Below are 20,161 nucleotides of genomic sequence, written 5' to 3'. Positions count from 1 at the left end.
TCGCACCATGAGCCGCAAACCACGCTCGGCGTCGCCGGGACCGCAAGGTTCAGGGAAAGCCGCGCGTGGCGCGTTCGATGGGCTGGCGGCCTTGCGTGGCCAGCTCGGTCTGGCAAGCGCGCATGGGCAGTCTAAGGCCAGTCGCAGCACTCGCCCGGCGACTCCGCCTGCGCGCGACACAGACCTCGACCGACAACTTCTGCGCGCCGCGCTCGGCGACGTCAAACCGCTCGCGGACAAGGCGCATCGCGCCGTCATCGAAACACCGAAACCGGCACCGGTGCCGCGCCCCCATCCCGAGGCGGTCGACGACGAACCGCTGGTCAGGCCGCTACGACGCCCACCTCCACAGGACGGCGCCGAACTCTTCCGATTCGAGATGCAGGATGTTTCGCCCATCGGCCATACGGACCGCGTCGACATCGGCATCGATCAACGCCCCGCGTCGCGGCACAGCCCCTGGTCGCAGTCCGGACGGCGGCCTCTGGGCGAGCGTCCCGTCGCGTCTCAACTTCCGCCCGACGCGGACTGTGCGCCGGCGGAGGAACTCTTTCAGTACGCCGTGCGCGGCGTCCAACCGATCGACACGCGCAATCGCGCCGAGATCGACCAACCTGCCCCGCAACCTCACCCGATCAAGCGCGCTGAGGACGAGCGCGAGGCCCTACGCGAATCGCTGGAAGCACCGCTGAGTCTGGAAGACCGGCTGGAAATGGGCGACGAGGCGAGCTTCCTGCGCCCGGGCCTGCCGCGCCGCGTCCTCACCGATCTGCGCCGCGGCCGCTGGGTGCTGCAGGGGCAACTCGACCTGCATGGATTCAACCGCGAAGAAGCGCGGGAAGAACTGTCCCAGTTTCTCGTCGGATGCCTGCAACAAGGGCATCGCTGCGTCCGGGTGATTCACGGGAAAGGCCTCGGCTCGCCGGGCAAGGAATCGATCCTGAAGCAGCTCTCGCGCGGATGGCTCGCGCAACGCGAGGAAATCCTGGCCTTCTGTCAGGCGGGACCGCATGACGGCGGTTCCGGAGCGCTGCTGGTGCTGCTGCGGGCCGGAACCCGGCCGCGCAGCTGATACTGAAGCGGGACGCCGGGCGTTCCGCAGGCCTTAGATGGCCGCTTCGTTGGTCTCGCCGGTGCGGATACGCACGACCTGCTCGACCGGTATCACGAAAATCTTGCCATCGCCGATCTTGCCGGTGTGGGCAGCCTTGATGATCGCTTCGACCGCCTGCTCCGCCAGGTCGTCGCCGACGACGATCTCGACCTTGATCTTCGGCAGGAAATCAACAACGTATTCAGCGCCCCGGTAGAGCTCCGTATGGCCCTTCTGGCGACCGAATCCCTTCACTTCCGACACGGTCAGCCCGGCAATACCGACTTCCGACAGCGCTTCACGCACTTCGTCGAGTTTGAACGGTTTGATGATCGCTTCGATCTTCTTCATATTAATCTCCTCGATGGGTTGGCGAGCGGACCGGCCCGGGCTGGCCGGCGCCGTGCCTCCAGTATTCGCTCAGAATTCGTCCTGATAGCGCGATGTTATCGGATAACGCCAATCCCTGCCGAATCCGCGCTGCGTAACGCGAATCCCGACCGGTGACTGCCGGCGCTTGTATTCGTTGCGCTTGAGCATCGCGACCGTGCGACGCACTTCGGCTTCGGGGAAGCCTTGCGCGACGATCTCGCGCGGCGATTCGTCGCGCTCCATGTAGGCCTCGATGATCGCATCGAGCACCTCGTAGGGGGGCAGGGAATCCTGGTCCTTCTGGTCAGGCTTCAGCTCCGCCGAGGGCGGTCGCGTGATGATGTTCTCGGGAATCACCGGGCCGACGGTGTTGCGCCAATTGGCCAGCCGGTACACGAAAGTCTTGTACAAGTCCTTCAGGACGGCAAAGCCGCCAGCCATGTCGCCGTAAAGCGTCGCATAGCCGGTCGCCATCTCGCTCTTGTTGCCGGTCGTCAGCACGATCGCGCCCGTCTTGTTCGACAGCGCCATCAGGATCATCCCGCGGATCCGGCTCTGCAGGTTCTCCTCGGTCGTGTCCGCCGCGAGCCCGCGGAACTGATCCGCCAGCAAGGCCGAGAACGTCTCCATCGCCGGAGCAATGGCGATCTCGTCGTAGCGCACGCCGAGGCGTTCCACCATCTCGCGCGAATCGTCTAGACTCATCTGTGCCGTATAAGGCGAGGGCATCATTACCGCCCGCACCCGCTCGGCTCCCAGCGCGTCGACCGCAACCGCCAGCGTCAGAGCCGAATCGATCCCGCCCGACAAGCCGATGATCGCACCGGGAAAGCCGTTCTTGCCCAGGTAGTCGCGCACGCCAACCTTGAGCGCCTCATAAACCTCGGCCTCGATCGGACGCGCCGCCGCCACCTCGGAGGATACCCAGCGACCGTCGCCCAGATGAACGAGGTCAATGCGCTCCTCGAAAGACGGCGCCTGGTAGGCGAGCGTCCCGTCGGCATCGAGAGCGAAGGAGGCACCGTCGAACACAAGCTCGTCCTGACCTCCGACCATATTGCAGTAGATCACCGGCAGCCCGGTATCCTTGACGCGGTCGCGCAGCACGTCGTAGCGCCGCTGCAGCTTGTTCATGTGGTAGGGCGACGCATTCAGCCCCAGCAGGACCTGGGCGCCATCGGTACGCGCAAGCTCGGCGGGACCGCTCTCCCACAGGTCGGCGCAGATATTCACGCCGAGCTTCAGGCCCTTCATCTCGAACACACAGGCCGCAAGACCGCGGTCGAAATAGCGCTCCTCGTCGAAGACCTCGTAGTTGGGCAGCAGGTGCTTGTGGTAGGACGCGACGAGCTCGCCGTCGCGAATCACCGACGCCGCGTTGTAGCGCCAATTGTGCCGCTCCTCCGGATGCCCGAGCACGAGCGTGATGTCCTGCGTATGCGCCGCGATGCGCGCCACTTCCCGCGAACACGCGCGATAGAAATCCGGGCGCAACAGCAAGTCTTCGGGCGGGTAGCCCGATAGCGCAAGTTCGGGCGTGAGCAGAAGATCCGCACCGAGATTGCGCGCCTCGTCGAGGGCGCGAATGATCCGGTCGGCGTTGGCCGTCAGGTCGCCCACCGTGAAATTGAGCTGTGCGACGGCAATCGAAAGCGATGAGGTAACTGGTTTCATGAGCGCAACTATACCGCTTCAGCCCCATGCGCGCTCAGCCCGAAAGCCAGTGAATACGCCATGTGGGAGTGGAAACGATCTCTTACCTTAATCCGGGTTTGGCGGGGAGACGGCCAGCGCAAACGCCCTAAAATGAATTATCGAAGTACCTAGCGAGCCTTGAAATGCTGCTGTTCCGCCTGACCCTGATCGCCACCGGCGCGATGGTGGCCGCATGCTCGACGCCGAGCACGACCGCAACCCGCACCGAAACCGAACCCACCCCGAGCGTTCTCGGGGTTCCCGAAACCACTCCCCCACCCCTCGCGGGTCAACTCGACTTCAAACTCGCCAGCGGCGTCTATAGCTGCGACATGGGCCAGCGCATCAATATCGTCCGCCCCGCGGGAGAGGCCATTGCAATAGAGATAGGATGGACGGGCAGACGCTATCAGCTCGCCCGCAACATTTCCTCGTCCGGCCTGCCCCGTTACGAAGACAAGATCAGCGGACTCGTGTGGATCGACCTGCCATGGAAAGGAATGCTGCTTGACGCCAAGACCAACAAGCCGCTCGCCAGCGACTGCACCACAACGATGTGAAGCACGGACGCCGGAAGCACCTCCACACAAGCAAGAAGGCCCGCTCAGAGCGGGCCTTCTTCATGATCCCGAGGGATCGCGCGGATATTACTTCGCGGCGTTCTTCAGGCCGTCGAGGATTTCCTGCTTGGCATCCTCGACCGTCCCCCAACCCAGGACCTTGACCCACTTGCCCGGCTCGAGATCCTTGTAGTGCTCGAAGAAGTGCACGGTCTGCTTCATCAGCAGTTCGGGCAGGTCGTCCGTGGTCTGAACCTTGTCGTACAGCGGAGTCAGCTTGGAGACCGGAACCGCCACGACCTTCGCGTCGACGCCCGACTCGTCTTCCATCTTCAGCACGCCGACCGGACGGCAGCGAATCACGACGCCCGGCAGCAGCGGGAAGGGCGTCACGACCAGCACGTCGACCGGATCGCCGTCACCGGCGACGGTGTGCGGGACGTAGCCGTAGTTGATCGGATAACGCATCGAGGTGCCCATGAAGCGGTCGACGAAAACCGCGCCGCTGTCCTTGTCGACCTCGAACTTGATCGGATCGGCTTGCGCCGGGATCTCGATGATGACATTGATGTCGTTCGGCACGTCCTTGCCGGCCTTGACCTGGTCGAAACCCATATCTTCCTCCCGTTAAAAAATTTGGCCTGAATTATATGTGGAAATTGACAGGGGGTGCGCATTCGGGCAGGTCCGCCGGCAGTCGTCCAGATATAATCCGGCCTCCCACGGCACAAACCCGCGGCAGCAAAGGATGCCCCCCATTTCGCTTCGACGCTCTCCCGCTCCGCGATCCCCCCTCAGAAGGAGCTCCGTTCAATGGGGATGGCTGACCGTCGTGGCCGGGGCGCATGCAGCAGGACTGTTGGCGCTTTCGGGCCTCGACGGCGCCGCTCCGCCGGAACCTCGACCCGAGGCCCAGGCGATCAGCGTTCAGCTCATCGCCCCCGAACTCCGCAGTGCAATCGCACCGCGTCCCGACCCGATGCCGGCACCGATCCCCGCCCCCGCCGCGGCCCAAACTCATCCACCCGTGCCCGCGACGCCACCGCGAATGGCGCAGCAAAAAGCAGGCGGCGTCCCCCAACCGCCACATCCCCCGCTCGCCGCACGACTCGAGACCCCCGCGGCGCCAGCCTCTCAGGGCAGCTTGCCGCCGCCCACGCCGGAGCAACAGCCGCCGCAGCCCGTCGTGGCGCTCCCAGCAAGCCCCCCGGCGATGGCCAACGCCCGAAGCGATGTCAGGTCCGCCCCGGAGTCACCAACTCCGACGGTCAGCGCGCGCTTCGACGCAGCCTACCTGCAGAACCCGTCGCCCAGCTACCCGCGCATGTCGCGACGGGCGGGCGAGGAAGGCACGGTCATGCTACGGGTCCGCGTGCTTGCCGACGGACGCCCGTCCAGCATCGACGTCGCAGAAAGCAGCGGCCACCCGCGACTCGACGAGGCAGCCCGGGAGACGGTGCGCAACTGGCGCTTCACCCCTGCCCGTCAGGGCGACACCCCGATCGACAGCTGGTTACGCGTCCCGATCGCATTCCGGCTGCAGGATTAGCGAGCGACGCCAGATACAGCGCGTCGCAAGACAGCTCAAGCCGGGCAGCTGAAACCGGCGTCCTCGACCGCCGCCCGCATCGCATCGACGCTCACTTGCGCTGGATCGTAGCGGACCACGGCCTGCGCCGCCTCGAGCGACACCTGGGCGTCCTCCACCCCGGGCAAGCCCTTCAACACGGTGGTCACGTTCCGCACACAACCGCCGCAGCTCATGTCCCCGACCTTCAATGTCACTTCCGCCATGATTCAAGTCCCCCAGGAAAAGCTTATCGCCCTGCCGTCCAGCGCCGCAGCAGCAAGGAATTCGTGACGACCGACACCGAACTCATCGCCATCGCAGCCCCCGCGATCACGGGATTGAGGAAGCCGAATGCCGCGAGCGGGATGCCCAATACGTTGTAGATGAACGCAAAGAAGAGATTCTGACGAATCTTCGACAAGGTCGCGCGCGATAGGTCGATCGCGTCCGCGACGCCGTGCAGGCTGTTGCGGACCAGCGTGATGTCGGCCGCCTCCACGGCGACATCCGCTCCGACCCCGATCGCGAACGAAACGTCGGCCGCGGCGAGCGCCGGCGCGTCATTGATCCCATCACCGGCCATGCCGACCCGCAGACCATCTCGCGCCAATGACTGGACGGCCGCGGCCTTGTCGCCGGGCAACACTCCCGCACGCCATTCGTCGATCCCGGTCTCGGCGGCGATCGCGGCGGCGGTCGCCGAATGGTCGCCAGTCAGCATGACGACACGCAAACCGCGAGCCTTCAGCCGCGCCACAGCCGCTGCCGAATCGGCCCGGACACGATCCGCAACACCGATCAGACCAGCATAGACGCCGCCCACTGCCACAGCCACCAGGGTCCTGCCCGCCCCCGCGAGCTCGTCGCACGCCCCCTGCGGAACGACGACACCCTGCTCCGCGAGCAAACCGGGATTCCCGACGAGCACCTCGCGCCCGCCGACGACGCCGCTGACGCCCTTTCCGGCCGCGGCATTCACCCCGGTTGAGGCGGGCACCGAGGCCCCCTCGGCACCTGCCGCAGCAACGATTGCCGTTGCAATAGGATGTGCACTCGTTTGCTCGAGCGCCGCTGCGATCGACAACAGCCTCACACGATCCCAGCCTTCAGCCGGCACGACCTCGCTCACCGCCGGAGTCCCCTCCGTCAGAGTCCCGGTCTTGTCGACCACCAGCACCCCGATCTTTTCGGCCAGTTCCAGCGCCTCCGCATTCTTCACCAGCATGCCGGCCCGAGCCCCCTGCCCCGTCCCAACCATGATCGCGGTCGGCGTGGCGAGTCCGAGCGCGCATGGGCATGCGATGACGAGCACGGCCACCGCGCAGATCAGCGCCTGCGCAAAATCTCCGCCAAACCACCACCAGCCGACGAAGGTCACAGCCGCGATCACGACCACTACTGGCACGAACACGCCGGCAATGCGATCCGCCAGCCGCTGCACCGGCGCCTTCGAACCCTGCGCCTGCTCGACGAGGCGGATGATACCGGCGAGTAGCGTGCGCGCTCCGACTCCCGTCGCACAACAGCGCAATACCCCCTGACCGTTGATCGTCGCTGCGAAGACCTTGTCGCCGACACGCTTGTCGACCGGCATGCTCTCGCCGGTCAGCATCGCCTCGTTGAGCGATGACTCGCCCGACTCGACCTCGCCATCGACCGGCACCGCATCGCCCGGCCTCACCACAAAGCAATCCCCCGGGCGCAGACTCTCGACCGGCACCGCGACGATCTCGGATCCCCGTTCGACGTACGCCATCCTCGGCTGCAGGCGCAACAGCGCATCGAGCGCCGCCGTCGTGCGCGCCTTGGCCCTCGCCTCGAGCAGCTTGCCGAGCAGGATCAAGGTCACGATCGTCGCCGAGGCCTCGAAGTACACGTGCAGATCGTGTCGTCCCAGCACGGTCACGACGGCGCTGTAGATCCAGGCCATCGACGTCCCGAGCGCGACCAGGACATCCATGTTCGCTCCGCCGGCTCGAAGGGACGACCACGCACCGCGATAGAAGCGCGCACCGATCCAGAACTGCACCGGCGTCGCCAGCGCAAACTGCACCCAACGCGGCAGGATGTCATGCGCCATCGTCCAGCCGCCCTCGAACATCGCCCCCATCTGCGCCAGCAAGGGCAGAGTGAGAAGCGCCGAAATCCAGAAGCGACGGAACTCCGCTTTCCATGCCTGAGCCTGACGCTCGCGATCGCGTTCCCGTGTCGTCGCTCCCGTCTCAGCGCCCTCAAAGCCCGCACGCCGCACCGCCTCGCCGATCTCGTCGGCGCTCGCGAGACCCGGCTGATACCTCAGCACTGCCCGCTCGGTCGCAAAATTGACGCTCGCCTCGACCCCAGGAAGCCGGTTGAGCACCTTCTCCAAACGCGCCGCACAGGCCGCACAAGTCATCCCGGAAATCGCCAGCTCGAGTTGCGCCGGCGGCACCTCGAAACCCGCCTTGCGGATCGCCCCGATCACCTGCTCGGGCGTACTATCCGGCCCCTCGAACATGACTCGCGCTTTCTCCGCCGCGAAGTTCACGTTCGCGCTGACCCCAGGTAGGCGATTGACGACCTTTTCGATGCGGGCCGCGCAGGCGGCGCAGGTCATTCCTGAAACCGGCAGTTCGATCGCGGGATGACTCAGTTTCGGTACGGGACTGTTCATGATTGCCTCACAGGCTGAGTTCATTGTGACACCGGCAGCCGACCTTATCGGCGTTGCACGATGCTCACGTTGATGGCAGTCTAAACCCCGTACCAAAGTACGGAGTCAAGTCCCCATATGAACAACCTGACGATCGGTGCCCTCGCGCGCGCCGCCGGAGTGGGCGTCGAAACGGTCCGCTATTACCAGCGCCGCGGCCTGCTACCGGAACCGCAGTCGCGCAAGGGAGCGTTTCGGACCTACGGCGATGCCGAGTCGGCACGCCTGCACTTCATCCGGCGCGCCCAAACGCTCGGTTTCAGCCTTGATGAAATCTCAGAATTGCTGGATCTCGATGAAATGACGGACCGCGAAAATGCGCGCGTGTTCGCGAAGGCGAAGATTGCCGACATCGAATCGCGCGTCCGGCAGCTGGAAGAAATCCGGACTGCGCTCGAGAGCCTCGTCAGATGCTGCGAACACTCGGATGCGGAAACGCCATGCCCGATCCTGCATGCCCTAGCGACACCCCAGCCTCAGTTGCAGCCTGCGCTCGCTGCTGCCAAGCCCGCGAGTCGCAAGACGGGCCGCTGATCACACCTCGCAGACAACGCCGCGCCACAGGGCGCCGCCGAGCGTCGGGGCATTGAAGAGCCCGAAAACACCGAACCCGAGCACGAGCAGCCCCGCGGCGAGGCGCACCTTGCCATTGCGCGTGACGTCGCGGAAACGCTTGAACAACATCCCCGCCAGCATCAGATTCGGCAAGGTACCCAGACCGAAGGCCAGCATCAGCCCGGCGCCGCGGCCAGCGGACCCTGTCACCAACGCGGTCGTCAACGCGCTATACACGAGACCGCAGGGAAGAAGGCCCCACAGCAGCCCCAATGGGAGCGCCTGGCGGACTGAGCGCGCTGGCAGGAAACGCGCCGTGTAAGGCTGAACACGGCGCCACAGATGCATCCCGGCATGCTCCACCGGGGTCAGCAAGCGCGTGAAGCCGGTCAGATACAGGCCCAGCGCGACGAGCATCAGGTTCGCGAGCACATAGAGGCCCAGCTGCACCGGCAGGAAGTCGTTGAACAGCAGGCCGACCGTGCCCAGCGCACCGAGCAGGCCACCCAATACCGTATAGGTCGCCACACGGCCGAGGTTGTAGGCGAGATGAATCGGCCACTGGCTGCGGCCGCGCCCAGGAAGATTCACGGTGAGCGCGCCGACGATGCCGCCGCACATGCTTACGCAGTGTGTGCCTCCGAGGAGGCCGATGAGAAAGGCTGCAACGTAACCGGTTTCAGGCATGCGAAATCACTAGACTCGACGCCCGCCGGACAGATACTGGAGCGGCGGCACAAAGCAATGCGGGCGTTGAAAAACGCCCGCACTTTAACACCTTCACGCCCGGTCCGCAGCCATCCGAACCACGGCAGCCGGTAAGCTCAGATCACGCGCGAGTAACGAGCCCGCTCGCGGTCGGCCCGCAGGTAGCGGTCGAACACCATCGCGATACCGCGCACCAGCAGGCGCCCCGGAGGCAGCACACTGATCCACTTGTCGCTGACCTTGAGCAGTCCGGCCTCCTCCATCGCACGCAGGTCCTGAAGCTCCTCGGCGAAATACTCGTCGAACTTGATCAGGTGGGCGATTTCGAAGGACTCGATCGACAGCTCGAAATGGCACATCAGCGCCTGGATGATCGAACGGCGCAGCAGGTCGTCCGCCGTCAGCTCGATGCCGCGCAACACCGGCAGTTCATCGCGATCGAGCACGTCGTAGTACTCATCGAGCGTCTTCACGTTCTGCGAGTACACCGGACCGATCTTGCCGATCGCCGACACGCCGAAGGCGAGCAGATCGCACTCGGCCTGCGTCGAATAGCCCTGGAAATTCCGGTGCAGACGGCCCTGGCGTTGCGCGACGGTGAGCTCGTCGTCCGGCTTCGCGAAGTGGTCCATGCCGATATAGACGTAACCCGCCTCGGTCAGGCGGCGAATCGCCAGCTGCAGGATCTGCAGCTTGGTGTCGGACGTCGGCATGTCCTCGACCGCGATGCGGCGCTGCGGCTTGAACAAGCCCGGCAGGTGGGCGTAGCTGTACAGCGAAATACGGTCCGGCGACAGCTCCAGCACCTGCTCCAGCGTGCGGTTGAAGCTGATCATGTTCTGGCGCGGCAGACCGTAGATCAGGTCCATGCTGATCGACTTGAAGCCCGTGGCACGGGCCGAATCGATCACGAGCTTGGTTTCGTCGAAGCTCTGGATGCGGTTGACCGCAGCCTGCACATCCTCGTTGAAATCCTGCACCCCGACGCTCATGCGGTTGAAGCCGAGGTCGGCGAGCAGCTTCACCGTTTCGAAATCGACCTTGCGCGGATCGACTTCGATCGAGTACTCGCCGTTCGGTACCAGCGTGAAACGCTTACGCACCGCCTCCATCAGCCCGCGCATTTCGTCGTGCGACAGGAAGGTCGGCGTACCGCCCCCCAGATGCAGCTGGGTGACCTGCCGGCTGCCGCCGAGCGAAGCCGCCACGAGATCCATTTCCTTCTCGAGATACTGGAGGTACTTCGCCGAGCGTGCGTGATCCTTGGTGATGATCTTGTTGCACGCGCAGTAGTAGCAGATCGTGTTACAGAAGGGGATGTGGAAGTATAATGAGAGCGGTTTGCTGACCCCTCCGACCCCGCGCTGAGCCAGCCAGTCGCGCAAGGCACGTGCGTCGAACGCTTCTACGAAGCGGTCGGCCGTCGGATAGGAGGTGTAACGCGGCCCGTTGATGTCGAAGCGACGAATCAACTGCTGATCGAAGACAAGATCTTTCTGACTGGTCATGGTTGTGTCGGTAGAGTGCATTTCGTACGATCTCAAAAAGCAGCACTTTTGTGGTTGACGTGGATCAACTTAGCATTTGACAGCTTATCCGCGCCAATCTTCTCTGTAGAGGAAATCAGATTATCGTGCAAATGAAGGCGACGGTGCCGATTACGGTTGCCGGTCTCAAGGTGGCGTGCTCGCAATGCAACCTCGTCGAGTTGTGCCTGCCGTTTGGGATGTCGGAAAACGAGATCGACCGTCTCGACGAACTGGTCGGTGCGCGCCGCAAGATCAAGCGGCAGCAGCACCTGTATCGCGCAGGAGACCCCTTCGAGGCGATCTACGCGATCCGGACGGGCTCGTTCAAAACCGACGTGCTTCTCGAAGACGGGCGCGAGCAAGTCACCGGCTTCCAGATGACAGGCGAGATAATCGGACTGGATGGTATCAGCACCGAGCAGCACTCATGCAATGCTGTGGCGCTCGAAGACAGCGAAGTCTGCGTGATCGCCTACAGCAAGCTGGAAGAACTCTCGCGGGTCGTCGAAGGCCTTCAGTTGCAGTTCCACAAGGTCATGAGCCGGGAGATCGTGCGTGATCACGGCGTGATGACGCTGCTCGGGTCGATGCGAGCCGAAGAACGGCTAGCGGCTTTCCTGCTGAACATGTCCCAGCGTTTCACGGCGAGGGGTTTTTCGGCGGCCGAATTTCACCTGCGCATGACCCGGGAGGAAATCGGCTCCTATCTGGGACTGAAGCTCGAAACCGTTTCTCGCGCGTTCTCGCGCTTCCAGGAAGAAGGCCTGATTGCGGTCCAGCAGAAGCATATCCGCATCATCGACAGCGCTGGCCTGAAGAAGCTGATCCAGCACCCTCACCGGAGCTGAGCGCGCGGTCAGGATCCACTGAGAAGTGCGAGATAGCCCGCCGGGTTCTTGGTAAGGGCAACCGACACAATCCAGAGAAAGGTCGCAACGGCTGCAATAAAGGCCGCTACGCGGATGGCCATCGTTCGACCGAACCGCAGGGCGACTGCGCCGAGCACGATGTAGACGACCAGGCCACAGACCTTGGCGGTCACCCACGGGGAAACGAAGGGATACTGCGCGCTCATCGTCGCCAGAGTGATCGCGCTGCCGAGAAAGACCGTGTCGATCACGTGCGGCAACGTACGCGTCAGCCGATGATCGACCAGCGGACTACGGCGCATCATCCACACACTCTGCAGCAGGAAGCCGCAGCCGCTCAGAGCTGCGCAGAACATGTGCAGATGCTTGACCGCAAGATACATTGCTCACCCCGGACGGCCGTCACTGCGCGGGCGCAGGTAAATCGGCACATAGCGAACCGCCCATGAGCCGAACACGCCGAGCCACCCCAGAACGGATACGAGCATTGCCCATGGCACCCACCCTGCCGGCACCAATTCGGCGAGCCCCCGAGTTACCGCCACGATCTCGAGCGTCAAGAATAGTCCCCACGTCAGCCGGTCAGCAGTCAGTTTGCGGCCGGAATGCCCCAAGGTCACGCGCGACACCATTCCCATCAACACGGAACCGAAGAAGCCCACCCCCAATGCGTGGAGCGGCGCCAGACCCAGAATGTTGATTCCGCCCATCGCGGCCGCCGACTGGACGGCGAAAAGCGCCCAGGCGATGCCGAGCCACAGGAAACCGATGTGCAACATCGCCAACAGAGGCACCTTCAATGCCGGCACGAGTCTCCATTGGCGGGACAACCACAATGACGCGAAGGCAGCGGGCAGATCGACGATCCAGCTGAAGGCGGAAGCTCCAACCATCGACAGTCCACCATGGACGATGCTCGCTCCGACAACCAGCCATAGCGCCCATACCGGCCTCACGACTTGATAGCCTGGAATCGGCCCTGTGGAGAAGAACGGAATCATGCGATGACAGACGCTGAAGAACACCGGCAGCAGGCACCACCAGATAGCGGCATTGATGGCGACGCGTGCCGCGACGGGACCCGCTCCTGCCGCAACGGCAATCCACGCCAGCGGCGCCAGCGCGCCCGCCGTCATCGCATAGCAGATAACCCGTGCATGCAAAGCCTCCAGATCGCCGTGGTGGGCAACCTGCCACAAGACCCGTAGCACGCCGATCCAGCCGGCCAGCGCGAGCATGAGTCCCGCGATCAGGAGCCCAGGGACCACCATTCCGACTACGGCAATTGCCCAGCCCGCGGCAAGAAGACGCCAAGCACCCAGCCAACGCGCTTGGGGAATTTCGTCGAACGCTTGCCAGCGCGGCATTGCTGTGAGCAGGAACCCGAACATGAAAAGCGGGAACATCCCACAAGTCACCAGCAACGCATGCATCCAGACAGGCGGAAGAGTCCATGAGACCGACGGCGCCAGGCCTGCACGCGCCGCGATTTCCACAGTCCAAAGCGTGAAAGCGGTCAGCAACATGGTCGCACCCGTCAGAAACATCGAGCGGTGCGGTGCGGCGAAGACAATATGTCGACCGCTTCCCGATTCGTTGCCGTTGCGTCGCTGCATTCCTTCCTGCTCCTCAAACCCGTTTTCGCCGACGCGTCGCACGCATCAGGTCATGCACGCCGCCGACACGGTAAAATCACCACGTTTCCTGCCGGAGTCCGTAATGTCCATACCCCCGACCGACATACCAACCCAGCTGCGTCATATCTCGTTCTTCGGTCAGCTTTCCGACGAAGATCTTGCACACATCACCCGCTACACCCGCGAGCGCCACCTCGAGAAAGGCGAGGTCCTGTTCCAGCGGGGCGACCCGGTCCATGGCTTCTACTTCGTCGTCTCGGGACAGATGAAGCTCGCAGTGTCATCCCCCCAGGGCAACGAAAAAGTCGTTGAGATCATCAGCCCCATGCAGACCTTCGGCGAAGCGGTGATGTTCCTGAATCGCCCCTACCCGGTCTTCGCCGAAGCCCTTTCTCCGACCCATCTGCTCCACATCGGCCAAGCCGTGGTGTCCGAGCTGATCGATCAGGATGCGGGCTTCGCGCGAAAGCTGCTCGCCGGCATGGCAATCCGCCTCCACGGCATGATCCAGGACGTCGAAACCTACTCGCTGCGCTCCAGCATGCAGCGCGTAATCGGCTACCTGCTGCAGCAGGCGGACGCCGAGGGCGGCACCACCAGCCGCGACATCGAGCTGCCGACCAGCAAGCAGGTCATTGCCTCACGGCTCAATCTCACGCCGGAAACCCTTTCCCGCATCTTCCACGATCTGAACAACGCCGGCCTCATCACGGTACACGGCAAACACATCACCCTGCACGACCCGAATCGCCTCGCCCGCCATCAGGGCTAGAAGCGTCTCTGCCCTGAAGGTGCGAGATCATTGTCCGCGACACCTTCAGGCAGACGCCTTGACTCGTATCAACCGACGAAAAGGGCCTTCCAGCTCAACGTTCCAGAACGTATGTGCCGGGCGCCGCGGCCAGCGCCGGGAAGTCGGCTGATGCAGCGGGACGCGCGTCGACGAGCTCGCCACAGCGGGGCTTGAGCCATGCCATCCAGTCGGTCCACCAGCTGCCGGCATGTTCTTCGGCGTAATTGCGCCAATCCTCCGCCTTGTCGGAACGATGTGGATCGGCGACCCGGTACGTCCGTTTGGGAGGATTTACCGGCGGATTGACGATACCGAGGATATGTCCAGAGCTCGACAGGACGAAGCGTTTCGGGCCGGTCACGAAGTTATTGATGCGAAAGGTCTGCACCCAGGGCGCAATGTGATCGTCCTCGGCCGACACTGCATACAGCGGCTGCGTGATTTTTGACAGGTCGATCTCTTCTCCCGCCACCGTCAGCCCTTCCGGCTCAATGAGGCGGTTCTTCAGATAGAGTTCGCGCAGATACCAGGCATGCATTGCGAACGGCATGCGCGTTGTATCCATGTTCCAGTAAAGGACGTCAAAAGGCAGCGGCGCTTCGCCGTAGAGCCAGCTGTGCACCACGTAATGCCAGATCAGGCTGTTCGAGCGCAAGAGCCGAAAGGCGGAGGCCATCTCCTTGCCGTCGAGGTAGCCCTTACGCGCCATGCCCTCGGTCAGGTACCGCACACTGGCCTCATCGATGAACACCTCGATGTCACCCGGTTTGTGGAAATCCACCAAGGTCGTAAGTAGGGTCCAGTCGGCAACCGGCACTTCCTCGGGGCTGAAGCGCCGGTTGGCCCAGGCCATGTACATCGCCAGCGCCGTCCCGCCGATGCAGTAGCCGGCCGCATGGACACGAGGCGCACCGGTGAAGCGGCGAGCGGCTTCGACGATCGCGTGCACGCCGTCCTCGAGGTAGCGGTCGAAGGTGACGTCCCGCATTGCCCCATCCGGGTTTTTCCAGCTGGTGATGAAGACGTCGAGCCCCTGGTCGAGCAAGAAGCGCACCATGCTCTTTTTGGGCACGAGATCGAGAATATAAAACTTGTTGATCCATGGCGTGATGATTACCAGGGGCTCGGCATGCACCTTGGGCGATGTCGGCGAATAATGGATCACTTCGAGCAAGTCATTTCGGAATACGACGGCTCCGGGAGTCGTTCCCAGAGTTTCCCCGACCTTGAAATCCCCGGGGCTGCTCATCCTGATTTCGCCCGCCTCGACGTCAGCAATGAAGTTCTGCCACCCCAGGGCCAGGCTGTCACCGCGACTCTCGACCGCTTTACGGATGGCAACCGGATTCGTCCAGAAGAAATTCGTCGGTGCTACCGCATTGAGCCATTTCCGCCACCAGAACGCAGCACGACGACGTTCTTTGCTGGACAAGCCCGGCGTGTCGTAAAGCATGTCCTGCACGTGCCGGGTCACCGCCAGATACCATTCCTTAGTCAAATCCCAGCTCGCCGCCTCGGTCCATACCGGATCAACGAAACGCGCATCGTCGCTATTGGGGCTGATTGGATCTCTGCTCCGCATGCCAACAACGCGCAGTATCGAGTGCCACTGCAGGCGGGACAGATCGCTCGACAGATCCAGGAAGCGCTCCATCAACTCCTGGGGATGCGCGAGCCACGCCAATTGCGCGTGGACGATCGGCGCTGCCACACCTAGCGGGTCGACGGTCCCCTCGACCGTGTCATGCAATTCGCGCAAGGTACGTTTGACCGCCTTTCCCGGATCGATCGGCTCAACGGTCTTTGCAGATTTCCTCGTTGCCACGATGTTTGACTCCTGGTCCTGGATTCACTTCTTCTTCTCGCGCCACATCACCAGGCGCTCGATCATTGGACGGCGAGGCGCCGCCCGAAGCATTTCTTCCGCCGTCCGCAATCCTCGTACCGGTGCAATGATACGCTCCGCACTCACGGACTGCCGCCCGCGCTCAGCGAGAGCCGGAAATGGGTGCCGCGCAGATCAGCTTGCGCCCCCGAACATGGCATATCCATAGACATTTTTTCATGCCGACGGTGTTCCTGCCATCCTGTCATCGCCTCTTGACGTGCATCAACGAGGGCACATGGATTTAACCTGCACGAAACCGGCTGGCTATAATTAAGCGACGATCCAAACAAGGGGAAGCACGATGTTCAAGCACATACTCGTCCCGACTGATGGCTCACCGCTGTCCGAGGGGACGGTTTCACGCGCGGTATTGTTCGCCAAGGACGCTGGCGCCCGCATCACGTTTTTCTACGCCCAGCCCGATTTCCCGATGCCGATCTATGGCGAGGGAGCATTGATCGATCCGACCACGCCGGAGCAGTTCAGCAAGGCCGCCGCCGATGAAGCGAAACGGATCCTCGACGCCGCAAAATCGATCGCGGACGCGGCCGGCGTCAACTCCGATACCGACACTGTCGTCAATGAAGTCCCGTACGAAGCGGTGATCGACGCTGCCGAGCGCCACGGATGCGACCTGATCTTCATGGCATCCCATGGTCGCCGCGGCATTGCCGGACTTTTGCTGGGCAGCGAAACCCAGAAGGTCCTCACGCACACGTCGATCCCGGTGCTGGTCTATCGCTAGATCAAGAAGGACGTTCGCCCCGGCCCAGCGCAGGGGCGATGCTGGTCGATCCGGATCCTAAGGGCAAACTCAATGCGACGCGTTGATCTGCGTCGCGCTGCGTTGAAAGAACAACGTCAGCAAGCTCGATGCGGCCCCGACCAGCCAGAAGCCGAAGAAGCCGATCGAATAGGTCGCGGTCGCAGAATAATCGACCGGCTCGCCGAAGAGATAGAGTGTCTGCGGATCAATGACCGTAAAGAATAGGGCTTCGGCTCCTGCCGCGACCAAAAAAGACGGCCATAGGACCTGAATCAATTTCAGCATCGACAACCTCCTTGCAGTTCGATTTACCCCGCTGACGGAACCATCCTCACGGGCCCGCTGACCGGCACGCTGATCGTCGTCGTCATGCGCCAGTTCCGCGAGTCGTCCTCCAATTGCAGCAGCCAGTGTCCGGCAGTCAAGGGAGCAAGCGGGGCCACGTAGGCACCGTCGCGCTTACGCAGCGTCAGAATCTGGTCCATGCCTGAACGCGTCGGGTGCGCGATCGTCAGCAAAAGGGTCTCGGGCATTGCAGCATCGTGAGCAGCAGAGAGTTGCAGGTTCACTTCGTCCGCACGCACCGTCACCTCTGCTGCAATGCCAAGTTCCGCCGCCCGCGTGGTGCGCGCCATCGTCTTCTGGATGGTTTTCCCTTCCTGATAGTAATCATCCACGACCAGGCCATCGGCAGTACGAACCGCAAGCCACAGAGTCGCGAGACCGGTCACCACAGCGACGGCAGGAACGGAAATCAGGAACCAGACCCAACCGTGCCGATACCACGGCTGCGAAGTCTCAATTGCTTTTGCCAACCGCATGCTTGCGCTCCGCATTAGTGTGGAATGATGAAAGTCGTGCGCTCATGCACAGCAAGTCGAGGATCGTCTGGAACAGTGATATTGAACGTGATTTCATGCGACCCCTCCGCTACGTCACGCTCGGGCACGCGCACCCGCACGGTCGCGGCCTCGGTGCTTGCCGGCTGGAGCTCAATCTGACTCAGGCCATCGATACGGATCCCCTCAAGCCCAGAAACATTGACATCGACGGTGCGCGGGGTTTCGAGCATGTTCATGATCTGCAGTTGGTAGACGTTTTCGATCATCTCTCCTGGGACCTCTCGCGCGAGGGTCGCACGGTCGCGTATGACGTCCACCCTCAGATCCGAGCGGGTAGCAAGTCCCCAAACCATTGCAAGGGAGACTAGCGCCAGGATGCCGCCGTAGATCAAGGTCCGGGGACGCAGCACGTGAGCGATGATGTCTCGCCGCCCCCAGTGCTGCTTGACTGCATTTTCCGTCGAATAGCGGATGAGGCCGCGGGGATAACCCATTTTGTCCATGACCTGATCGCATCCGTCGATGCAAGCGGAACACCCGATACATTCGTACTGAAGACCATCCCGGATATCGATGCCGGTCGGGCAGACCTGAACACAGATTCCGCAATCGATACAGTCACCTAGTCCGACTGCGCGAGGGTCAACACCCTTCTTGCGTGAGCCCCGCGGATTGCCGCGATCGGCGTCGTATGTGATGACGAGCGTATCCGGATCGAACATCACGCTCTGGAACCGCGCGTAGGGACACATGTACTTGCAGACCTGTTCCCGCATCACGCCGGCGAAGAGGTAGGTGAAGCCGCCGTAGAACAGAATCCAGAAAAGCTCCCACGGCCCGAAGCTGAAGCTTGCGGCCGAGCCCAACAACTCATCCAGCGGGGTGAAATAGGCTACTAGCGTGAAGCCGGTCCAGAGCGAGAACAGCGCCCAGACGGTGTATTTGGCGCTTCGCAGGGCCAATTTCCGGCCGGCAAGGGGAGCCGCTTCGAGCCTGCGTCGCCGGATGTGGTCGCCCTCGATCTTCTCTTCGATCCACATGAAGATTTCGGTATACACCGTCTGCGGGCAGGCATAGCCGCACCACAGGCGACCGGCAATCGCCGTGAAGAAGAATAGCGCGTACGCCGAGATGATCAACAGGATCGCGAGATAGAACACGTCCTGCGGCCAGAATATCCAGTCGAATAGGTAGAACTTGCGCTCGGTGAGGTGGAACAATACCGCCTGCCGATCGTTCCATCTCACCCACGGCAAGCCATAGTACAGAAGCTGGGTTGCCCAAACGAGGACCCATCGCCAAGTGGCGAAGCGCCCCGTCACCGAACGCACGTGGAGCTTTTTCCTGGCCGCGTAAAGCCCCTCGGATTCCGTCGCACGAACCAGTGGTACGACGCCCTTCTTCTTCGGCAGCGGATCACCCATATCGATATATCTATATTTACTAATCTTCGGTCTACAAATTCCCCGGGGCGAACCCCGGGGAGCGGTACTTCTTCAAAACCGTGGAGCTTTACTTCGTGGTGTTATTCGAAAGGCTATACACATACGAGGCCAGCAGGTGGACCTTCGCCTCACCGAGGAATTCCCCGAAACCAGGCATCCGGTTTGTGCGACCCTTCGTGATCGTCTCAATCACGGTCGCCTCGTTCGACGCATACAGCCAATCCTCGTCGGTCAGGTTGGGCGCGCCCATCGCGGGAGTGCCCTTCGCTTCCGGTCCGTGGCATGCGACACAGTTTTGCTGGAACAGTTCCGCGCCGCGTTGCGCGCGCAACGAATCGTGAGCGAGACCCGACAGGGAACGAACGTAGTTTGCGACATCCTTCACCCCCTCAGCGCCGAGGATCGGTCCGAAGGCCGGCATCATCGCCATGCGTCCGCCAGTGATCGTCGTCTTGATCGTGGCGGGATCGCCGCCCCAGTTCCACACCTTGTCGGTGAGGTTCGGGAAACCTTTGGCGCCGTGCGCGTCCGAACCGTGGCACTGAGCGCAGTAGGTGACGAACAGACGCTTGCCCGCCGCGCGAGCTTCCGGATCCGCCGCAACCGCCGGAATCTCCATCCCCTTGTACTTGTCGAATAGCGGCGCATAACGCTCTTCGGCTGCCTTCATCTCGGCGGCGTACTGCCCGGCTGAACTCCAGCCCAGTACGCCCTTCTTGTTTCCGAAGCCCGGATAAATGACGAGGTACACCGCCGAAAACACCAAGGTGCCCCAGAACAGGTACAGCCACCAACGTGGCAGCGGGTTGTTGTACTCCGCCAGATTCTCGTCCCAAACATGGCCATGCAGTTCGACCGGGCCCGTTTCCCGCTTGTTGTTCGACATCAGCACGAACAAGCAGAACAACAAGCTTAGCCCAACCAAGCCCATCACATACATGTTCCAGAAGCCGCTCACAAAGTCAGCCATTTTTTATCCTTTCTCGCCGTTCCGACCACCAGCGGTGGCCGGCGCATCATCGTCGGTGAAGGGCAGCCGCGCCGCCTCCTCGAATCCGGACTTGGCGGTCTTGCTATAGGCCCAGAGACAAATCCCCAGGAAGCAAGCAAGCCCGAGAACAGTGAGAAGGGAACGGAAATCATTGAG

Annotated in this window: 22 protein-coding genes; 7 read left to right on the top strand and 15 right to left on the bottom strand. The window is 62.6% G+C overall.

Annotation, left to right across the window (positions count from 1 at the left end; translation table 11 throughout):
- The first annotated feature begins 91 nt into the window (after nt 1-91).
- Nucleotides 92-1,072 (top strand): Smr/MutS family protein, encoded by a 981-nt coding sequence (locus VJ673_RS23790; protein WP_414635688.1) that lies wholly within the window; start codon nt 92-94, stop codon nt 1,070-1,072.
- Between the two features lie 33 nt (nt 1,073-1,105).
- Here the strand turns inward: VJ673_RS23790 and VJ673_RS23785 are convergent, their stop codons facing one another.
- Nucleotides 1,106-1,444: a P-II family nitrogen regulator gene (locus tag VJ673_RS23785; protein WP_324128665.1), complete on the bottom strand. Its 339-nt coding sequence runs from the start codon at nt 1,442-1,444 to the stop codon at nt 1,106-1,108.
- A 69-nt stretch (nt 1,445-1,513) separates the two neighbouring features.
- On the bottom strand, nt 1,514-3,139 hold the full coding sequence (locus tag VJ673_RS23780) for an NAD+ synthase (RefSeq protein WP_324128664.1): 1,626 nt from the start codon (nt 3,137-3,139) through the stop codon (nt 1,514-1,516).
- Nucleotides 3,140-3,303: 164 nt separating this feature from the next.
- Here VJ673_RS23780 and VJ673_RS23775 point away from each other — a divergent pair, with 164 nt between their 5' ends.
- Complete coding sequence (locus tag VJ673_RS23775; protein ID WP_324128663.1) at nt 3,304-3,720, top strand: hypothetical protein; 417 nt, start codon at nt 3,304-3,306, stop codon at nt 3,718-3,720.
- A gap of 87 nt (nt 3,721-3,807) precedes the next feature.
- Here VJ673_RS23775 and ppa read toward each other — a convergent pair whose 3' ends face one another.
- A complete protein-coding gene (gene ppa, locus VJ673_RS23770) occupies nt 3,808-4,335 on the bottom strand; it encodes an inorganic diphosphatase (protein ID WP_324128662.1) in 528 nt (175 codons plus the stop codon).
- A 571-nt stretch (nt 4,336-4,906) separates the two neighbouring features.
- On the opposite strand from ppa, the gene VJ673_RS23765 reads away from it, so the two are divergent.
- Nucleotides 4,907-5,269 (top strand): energy transducer TonB, encoded by a 363-nt coding sequence (locus VJ673_RS23765; RefSeq protein WP_324128661.1) that lies wholly within the window; start codon nt 4,907-4,909, stop codon nt 5,267-5,269.
- 35 nt (nt 5,270-5,304) lie between these two features.
- Here VJ673_RS23765 and VJ673_RS23760 read toward each other — a convergent pair whose 3' ends face one another.
- Nucleotides 5,305-5,514: a heavy-metal-associated domain-containing protein gene (locus VJ673_RS23760; protein WP_324128660.1), complete on the bottom strand. Its 210-nt coding sequence runs from the start codon at nt 5,512-5,514 to the stop codon at nt 5,305-5,307.
- A gap of 23 nt (nt 5,515-5,537) precedes the next feature.
- The gene (locus VJ673_RS23755; protein WP_324128659.1) at nt 5,538-7,943 is read right to left on the bottom strand and encodes a heavy metal translocating P-type ATPase; all 2,406 of its coding nucleotides are present in this window, start codon (nt 7,941-7,943) and stop codon (nt 5,538-5,540) included.
- 117 nt (nt 7,944-8,060) lie between these two features.
- Here VJ673_RS23755 and VJ673_RS23750 point away from each other — a divergent pair, with 117 nt between their 5' ends.
- Entirely contained in the window at nt 8,061-8,516 is a 456-nt protein-coding gene (locus VJ673_RS23750; RefSeq protein ID WP_324128658.1) for a MerR family transcriptional regulator, read from the top strand.
- Here VJ673_RS23750 and VJ673_RS23745 read toward each other — a convergent pair whose 3' ends face one another.
- Nucleotides 8,517-9,224: a sulfite exporter TauE/SafE family protein gene (locus tag VJ673_RS23745; protein ID WP_324128657.1), complete on the bottom strand. Its 708-nt coding sequence runs from the start codon at nt 9,222-9,224 to the stop codon at nt 8,517-8,519.
- Between the two features lie 137 nt (nt 9,225-9,361).
- Nucleotides 9,362-10,753: an oxygen-independent coproporphyrinogen III oxidase gene (hemN, locus tag VJ673_RS23740; RefSeq protein WP_324128656.1), complete on the bottom strand. Its 1,392-nt coding sequence runs from the start codon at nt 10,751-10,753 to the stop codon at nt 9,362-9,364.
- A 131-nt stretch (nt 10,754-10,884) separates the two neighbouring features.
- Here hemN and fnr point away from each other — a divergent pair, with 131 nt between their 5' ends.
- Nucleotides 10,885-11,622, top strand: coding sequence for a fumarate/nitrate reduction transcriptional regulator Fnr (gene fnr, locus VJ673_RS23735; protein ID WP_324128724.1), 738 nt, complete (start codon nt 10,885-10,887; stop codon nt 11,620-11,622).
- An 8-nt stretch (nt 11,623-11,630) separates the two neighbouring features.
- Here fnr and VJ673_RS23730 read toward each other — a convergent pair whose 3' ends face one another.
- Nucleotides 11,631-12,026 carry a SirB2 family protein gene (locus VJ673_RS23730; protein ID WP_324128655.1) on the bottom strand — a complete coding sequence of 132 codons (396 nt, stop codon included), beginning with the start codon at nt 12,024-12,026 and terminating at the stop codon, nt 11,631-11,633.
- Between the two features lie 3 nt (nt 12,027-12,029).
- Nucleotides 12,030-13,259, bottom strand: coding sequence for an NnrS family protein (locus VJ673_RS23725; protein ID WP_324128654.1), 1,230 nt, complete (start codon nt 13,257-13,259; stop codon nt 12,030-12,032).
- Nucleotides 13,260-13,362: 103 nt separating this feature from the next.
- On the opposite strand from VJ673_RS23725, the gene VJ673_RS23720 reads away from it, so the two are divergent.
- Nucleotides 13,363-14,052, top strand: a complete 690-nt coding sequence (locus VJ673_RS23720) for a Crp/Fnr family transcriptional regulator (RefSeq protein WP_324128653.1) — start codon at nt 13,363-13,365, stop codon at nt 14,050-14,052.
- A 94-nt stretch (nt 14,053-14,146) separates the two neighbouring features.
- Here VJ673_RS23720 and VJ673_RS23715 read toward each other — a convergent pair whose 3' ends face one another.
- The gene (locus tag VJ673_RS23715) at nt 14,147-15,784 is read right to left on the bottom strand and encodes a PHA/PHB synthase family protein (protein ID WP_324128723.1); all 1,638 of its coding nucleotides are present in this window, start codon (nt 15,782-15,784) and stop codon (nt 14,147-14,149) included.
- A gap of 478 nt (nt 15,785-16,262) precedes the next feature.
- Here VJ673_RS23715 and VJ673_RS23710 point away from each other — a divergent pair, with 478 nt between their 5' ends.
- Entirely contained in the window at nt 16,263-16,706 is a 444-nt protein-coding gene (locus tag VJ673_RS23710) for a universal stress protein (RefSeq protein WP_015436806.1), read from the top strand.
- Between the two features lie 69 nt (nt 16,707-16,775).
- Here the strand turns inward: VJ673_RS23710 and VJ673_RS23705 are convergent, their stop codons facing one another.
- The 5 genes from VJ673_RS23705 to VJ673_RS23685 all read right to left on the bottom strand — a co-directional run.
- Nucleotides 16,776-17,012: a hypothetical protein gene (locus tag VJ673_RS23705; RefSeq protein ID WP_324128652.1), complete on the bottom strand. Its 237-nt coding sequence runs from the start codon at nt 17,010-17,012 to the stop codon at nt 16,776-16,778.
- A 23-nt stretch (nt 17,013-17,035) separates the two neighbouring features.
- Nucleotides 17,036-17,548: a FixH family protein gene (locus tag VJ673_RS23700; RefSeq protein WP_324128651.1), complete on the bottom strand. Its 513-nt coding sequence runs from the start codon at nt 17,546-17,548 to the stop codon at nt 17,036-17,038.
- Between the two features lie 14 nt (nt 17,549-17,562).
- Nucleotides 17,563-18,993 carry a cytochrome c oxidase accessory protein CcoG gene (gene ccoG / locus VJ673_RS23695; protein ID WP_324128650.1) on the bottom strand — a complete coding sequence of 477 codons (1,431 nt, stop codon included), beginning with the start codon at nt 18,991-18,993 and terminating at the stop codon, nt 17,563-17,565.
- A gap of 88 nt (nt 18,994-19,081) precedes the next feature.
- Nucleotides 19,082-19,984 carry a cytochrome-c oxidase, cbb3-type subunit III gene (gene ccoP / locus VJ673_RS23690; RefSeq protein WP_324128649.1) on the bottom strand — a complete coding sequence of 301 codons (903 nt, stop codon included), beginning with the start codon at nt 19,982-19,984 and terminating at the stop codon, nt 19,082-19,084.
- Between the two features lie 3 nt (nt 19,985-19,987).
- Nucleotides 19,988-20,161 (bottom strand): cbb3-type cytochrome oxidase subunit 3 (locus VJ673_RS23685; protein ID WP_324128722.1); only part of this gene is annotated, 174 nt, incomplete at its 5' end.

The sequence above is a fragment of the Aromatoleum sp. genome (assembly GCF_035254505.1).
Lineage (GTDB): Bacteria > Pseudomonadota > Gammaproteobacteria > Burkholderiales > Rhodocyclaceae > Aromatoleum.
The sequence above is the reverse complement of the archived record's forward strand: the minus strand, read 5'-3'. Positions and strand labels throughout refer to the sequence as shown.

Bases quoted from the DNA above. Each gene is read 5' to 3' on its own strand.
- VJ673_RS23720 (WP_324128653.1), top strand. From the start codon at position 13,363: ATGTCCATACCCCCGACCGACATACCAACCCAGCTGCGTCATATCTCG.
- ccoP (WP_324128649.1), bottom strand. From the start codon at position 19,984: ATGGCTGACTTTGTGAGCGGCTTCTGGAACATGTATGTGATGGGCTTG.
- VJ673_RS23745 (WP_324128657.1), bottom strand. From the start codon at position 9,224: ATGCCTGAAACCGGTTACGTTGCAGCCTTTCTCATCGGCCTCCTCGGA.
- VJ673_RS23755 (WP_324128659.1), bottom strand. From the start codon at position 7,943: ATGAACAGTCCCGTACCGAAACTGAGTCATCCCGCGATCGAACTGCCG.
- VJ673_RS23775 (WP_324128663.1), top strand. From the start codon at position 3,304: ATGCTGCTGTTCCGCCTGACCCTGATCGCCACCGGCGCGATGGTGGCC.
- ppa (WP_324128662.1), bottom strand. From the start codon at position 4,335: ATGGGTTTCGACCAGGTCAAGGCCGGCAAGGACGTGCCGAACGACATC.
- VJ673_RS23730 (WP_324128655.1), bottom strand. From the start codon at position 12,026: ATGTATCTTGCGGTCAAGCATCTGCACATGTTCTGCGCAGCTCTGAGC.
- VJ673_RS23750 (WP_324128658.1), top strand. From the start codon at position 8,061: ATGAACAACCTGACGATCGGTGCCCTCGCGCGCGCCGCCGGAGTGGGC.
- VJ673_RS23705 (WP_324128652.1), bottom strand. From the start codon at position 17,012: ATGCTGAAATTGATTCAGGTCCTATGGCCGTCTTTTTTGGTCGCGGCA.
- VJ673_RS23710 (WP_015436806.1), top strand. From the start codon at position 16,263: ATGTTCAAGCACATACTCGTCCCGACTGATGGCTCACCGCTGTCCGAG.
- hemN (WP_324128656.1), bottom strand. From the start codon at position 10,753: ATGACCAGTCAGAAAGATCTTGTCTTCGATCAGCAGTTGATTCGTCGC.
- ccoG (WP_324128650.1), bottom strand. From the start codon at position 18,993: ATGGGTGATCCGCTGCCGAAGAAGAAGGGCGTCGTACCACTGGTTCGT.
- fnr (WP_324128724.1), top strand. From the start codon at position 10,885: ATGAAGGCGACGGTGCCGATTACGGTTGCCGGTCTCAAGGTGGCGTGC.
- VJ673_RS23760 (WP_324128660.1), bottom strand. From the start codon at position 5,514: ATGGCGGAAGTGACATTGAAGGTCGGGGACATGAGCTGCGGCGGTTGT.
- VJ673_RS23785 (WP_324128665.1), bottom strand. From the start codon at position 1,444: ATGAAGAAGATCGAAGCGATCATCAAACCGTTCAAACTCGACGAAGTG.
- VJ673_RS23780 (WP_324128664.1), bottom strand. From the start codon at position 3,139: ATGAAACCAGTTACCTCATCGCTTTCGATTGCCGTCGCACAGCTCAAT.
- VJ673_RS23700 (WP_324128651.1), bottom strand. From the start codon at position 17,548: ATGCGGTTGGCAAAAGCAATTGAGACTTCGCAGCCGTGGTATCGGCAC.
- VJ673_RS23725 (WP_324128654.1), bottom strand. From the start codon at position 13,259: ATGCAGCGACGCAACGGCAACGAATCGGGAAGCGGTCGACATATTGTC.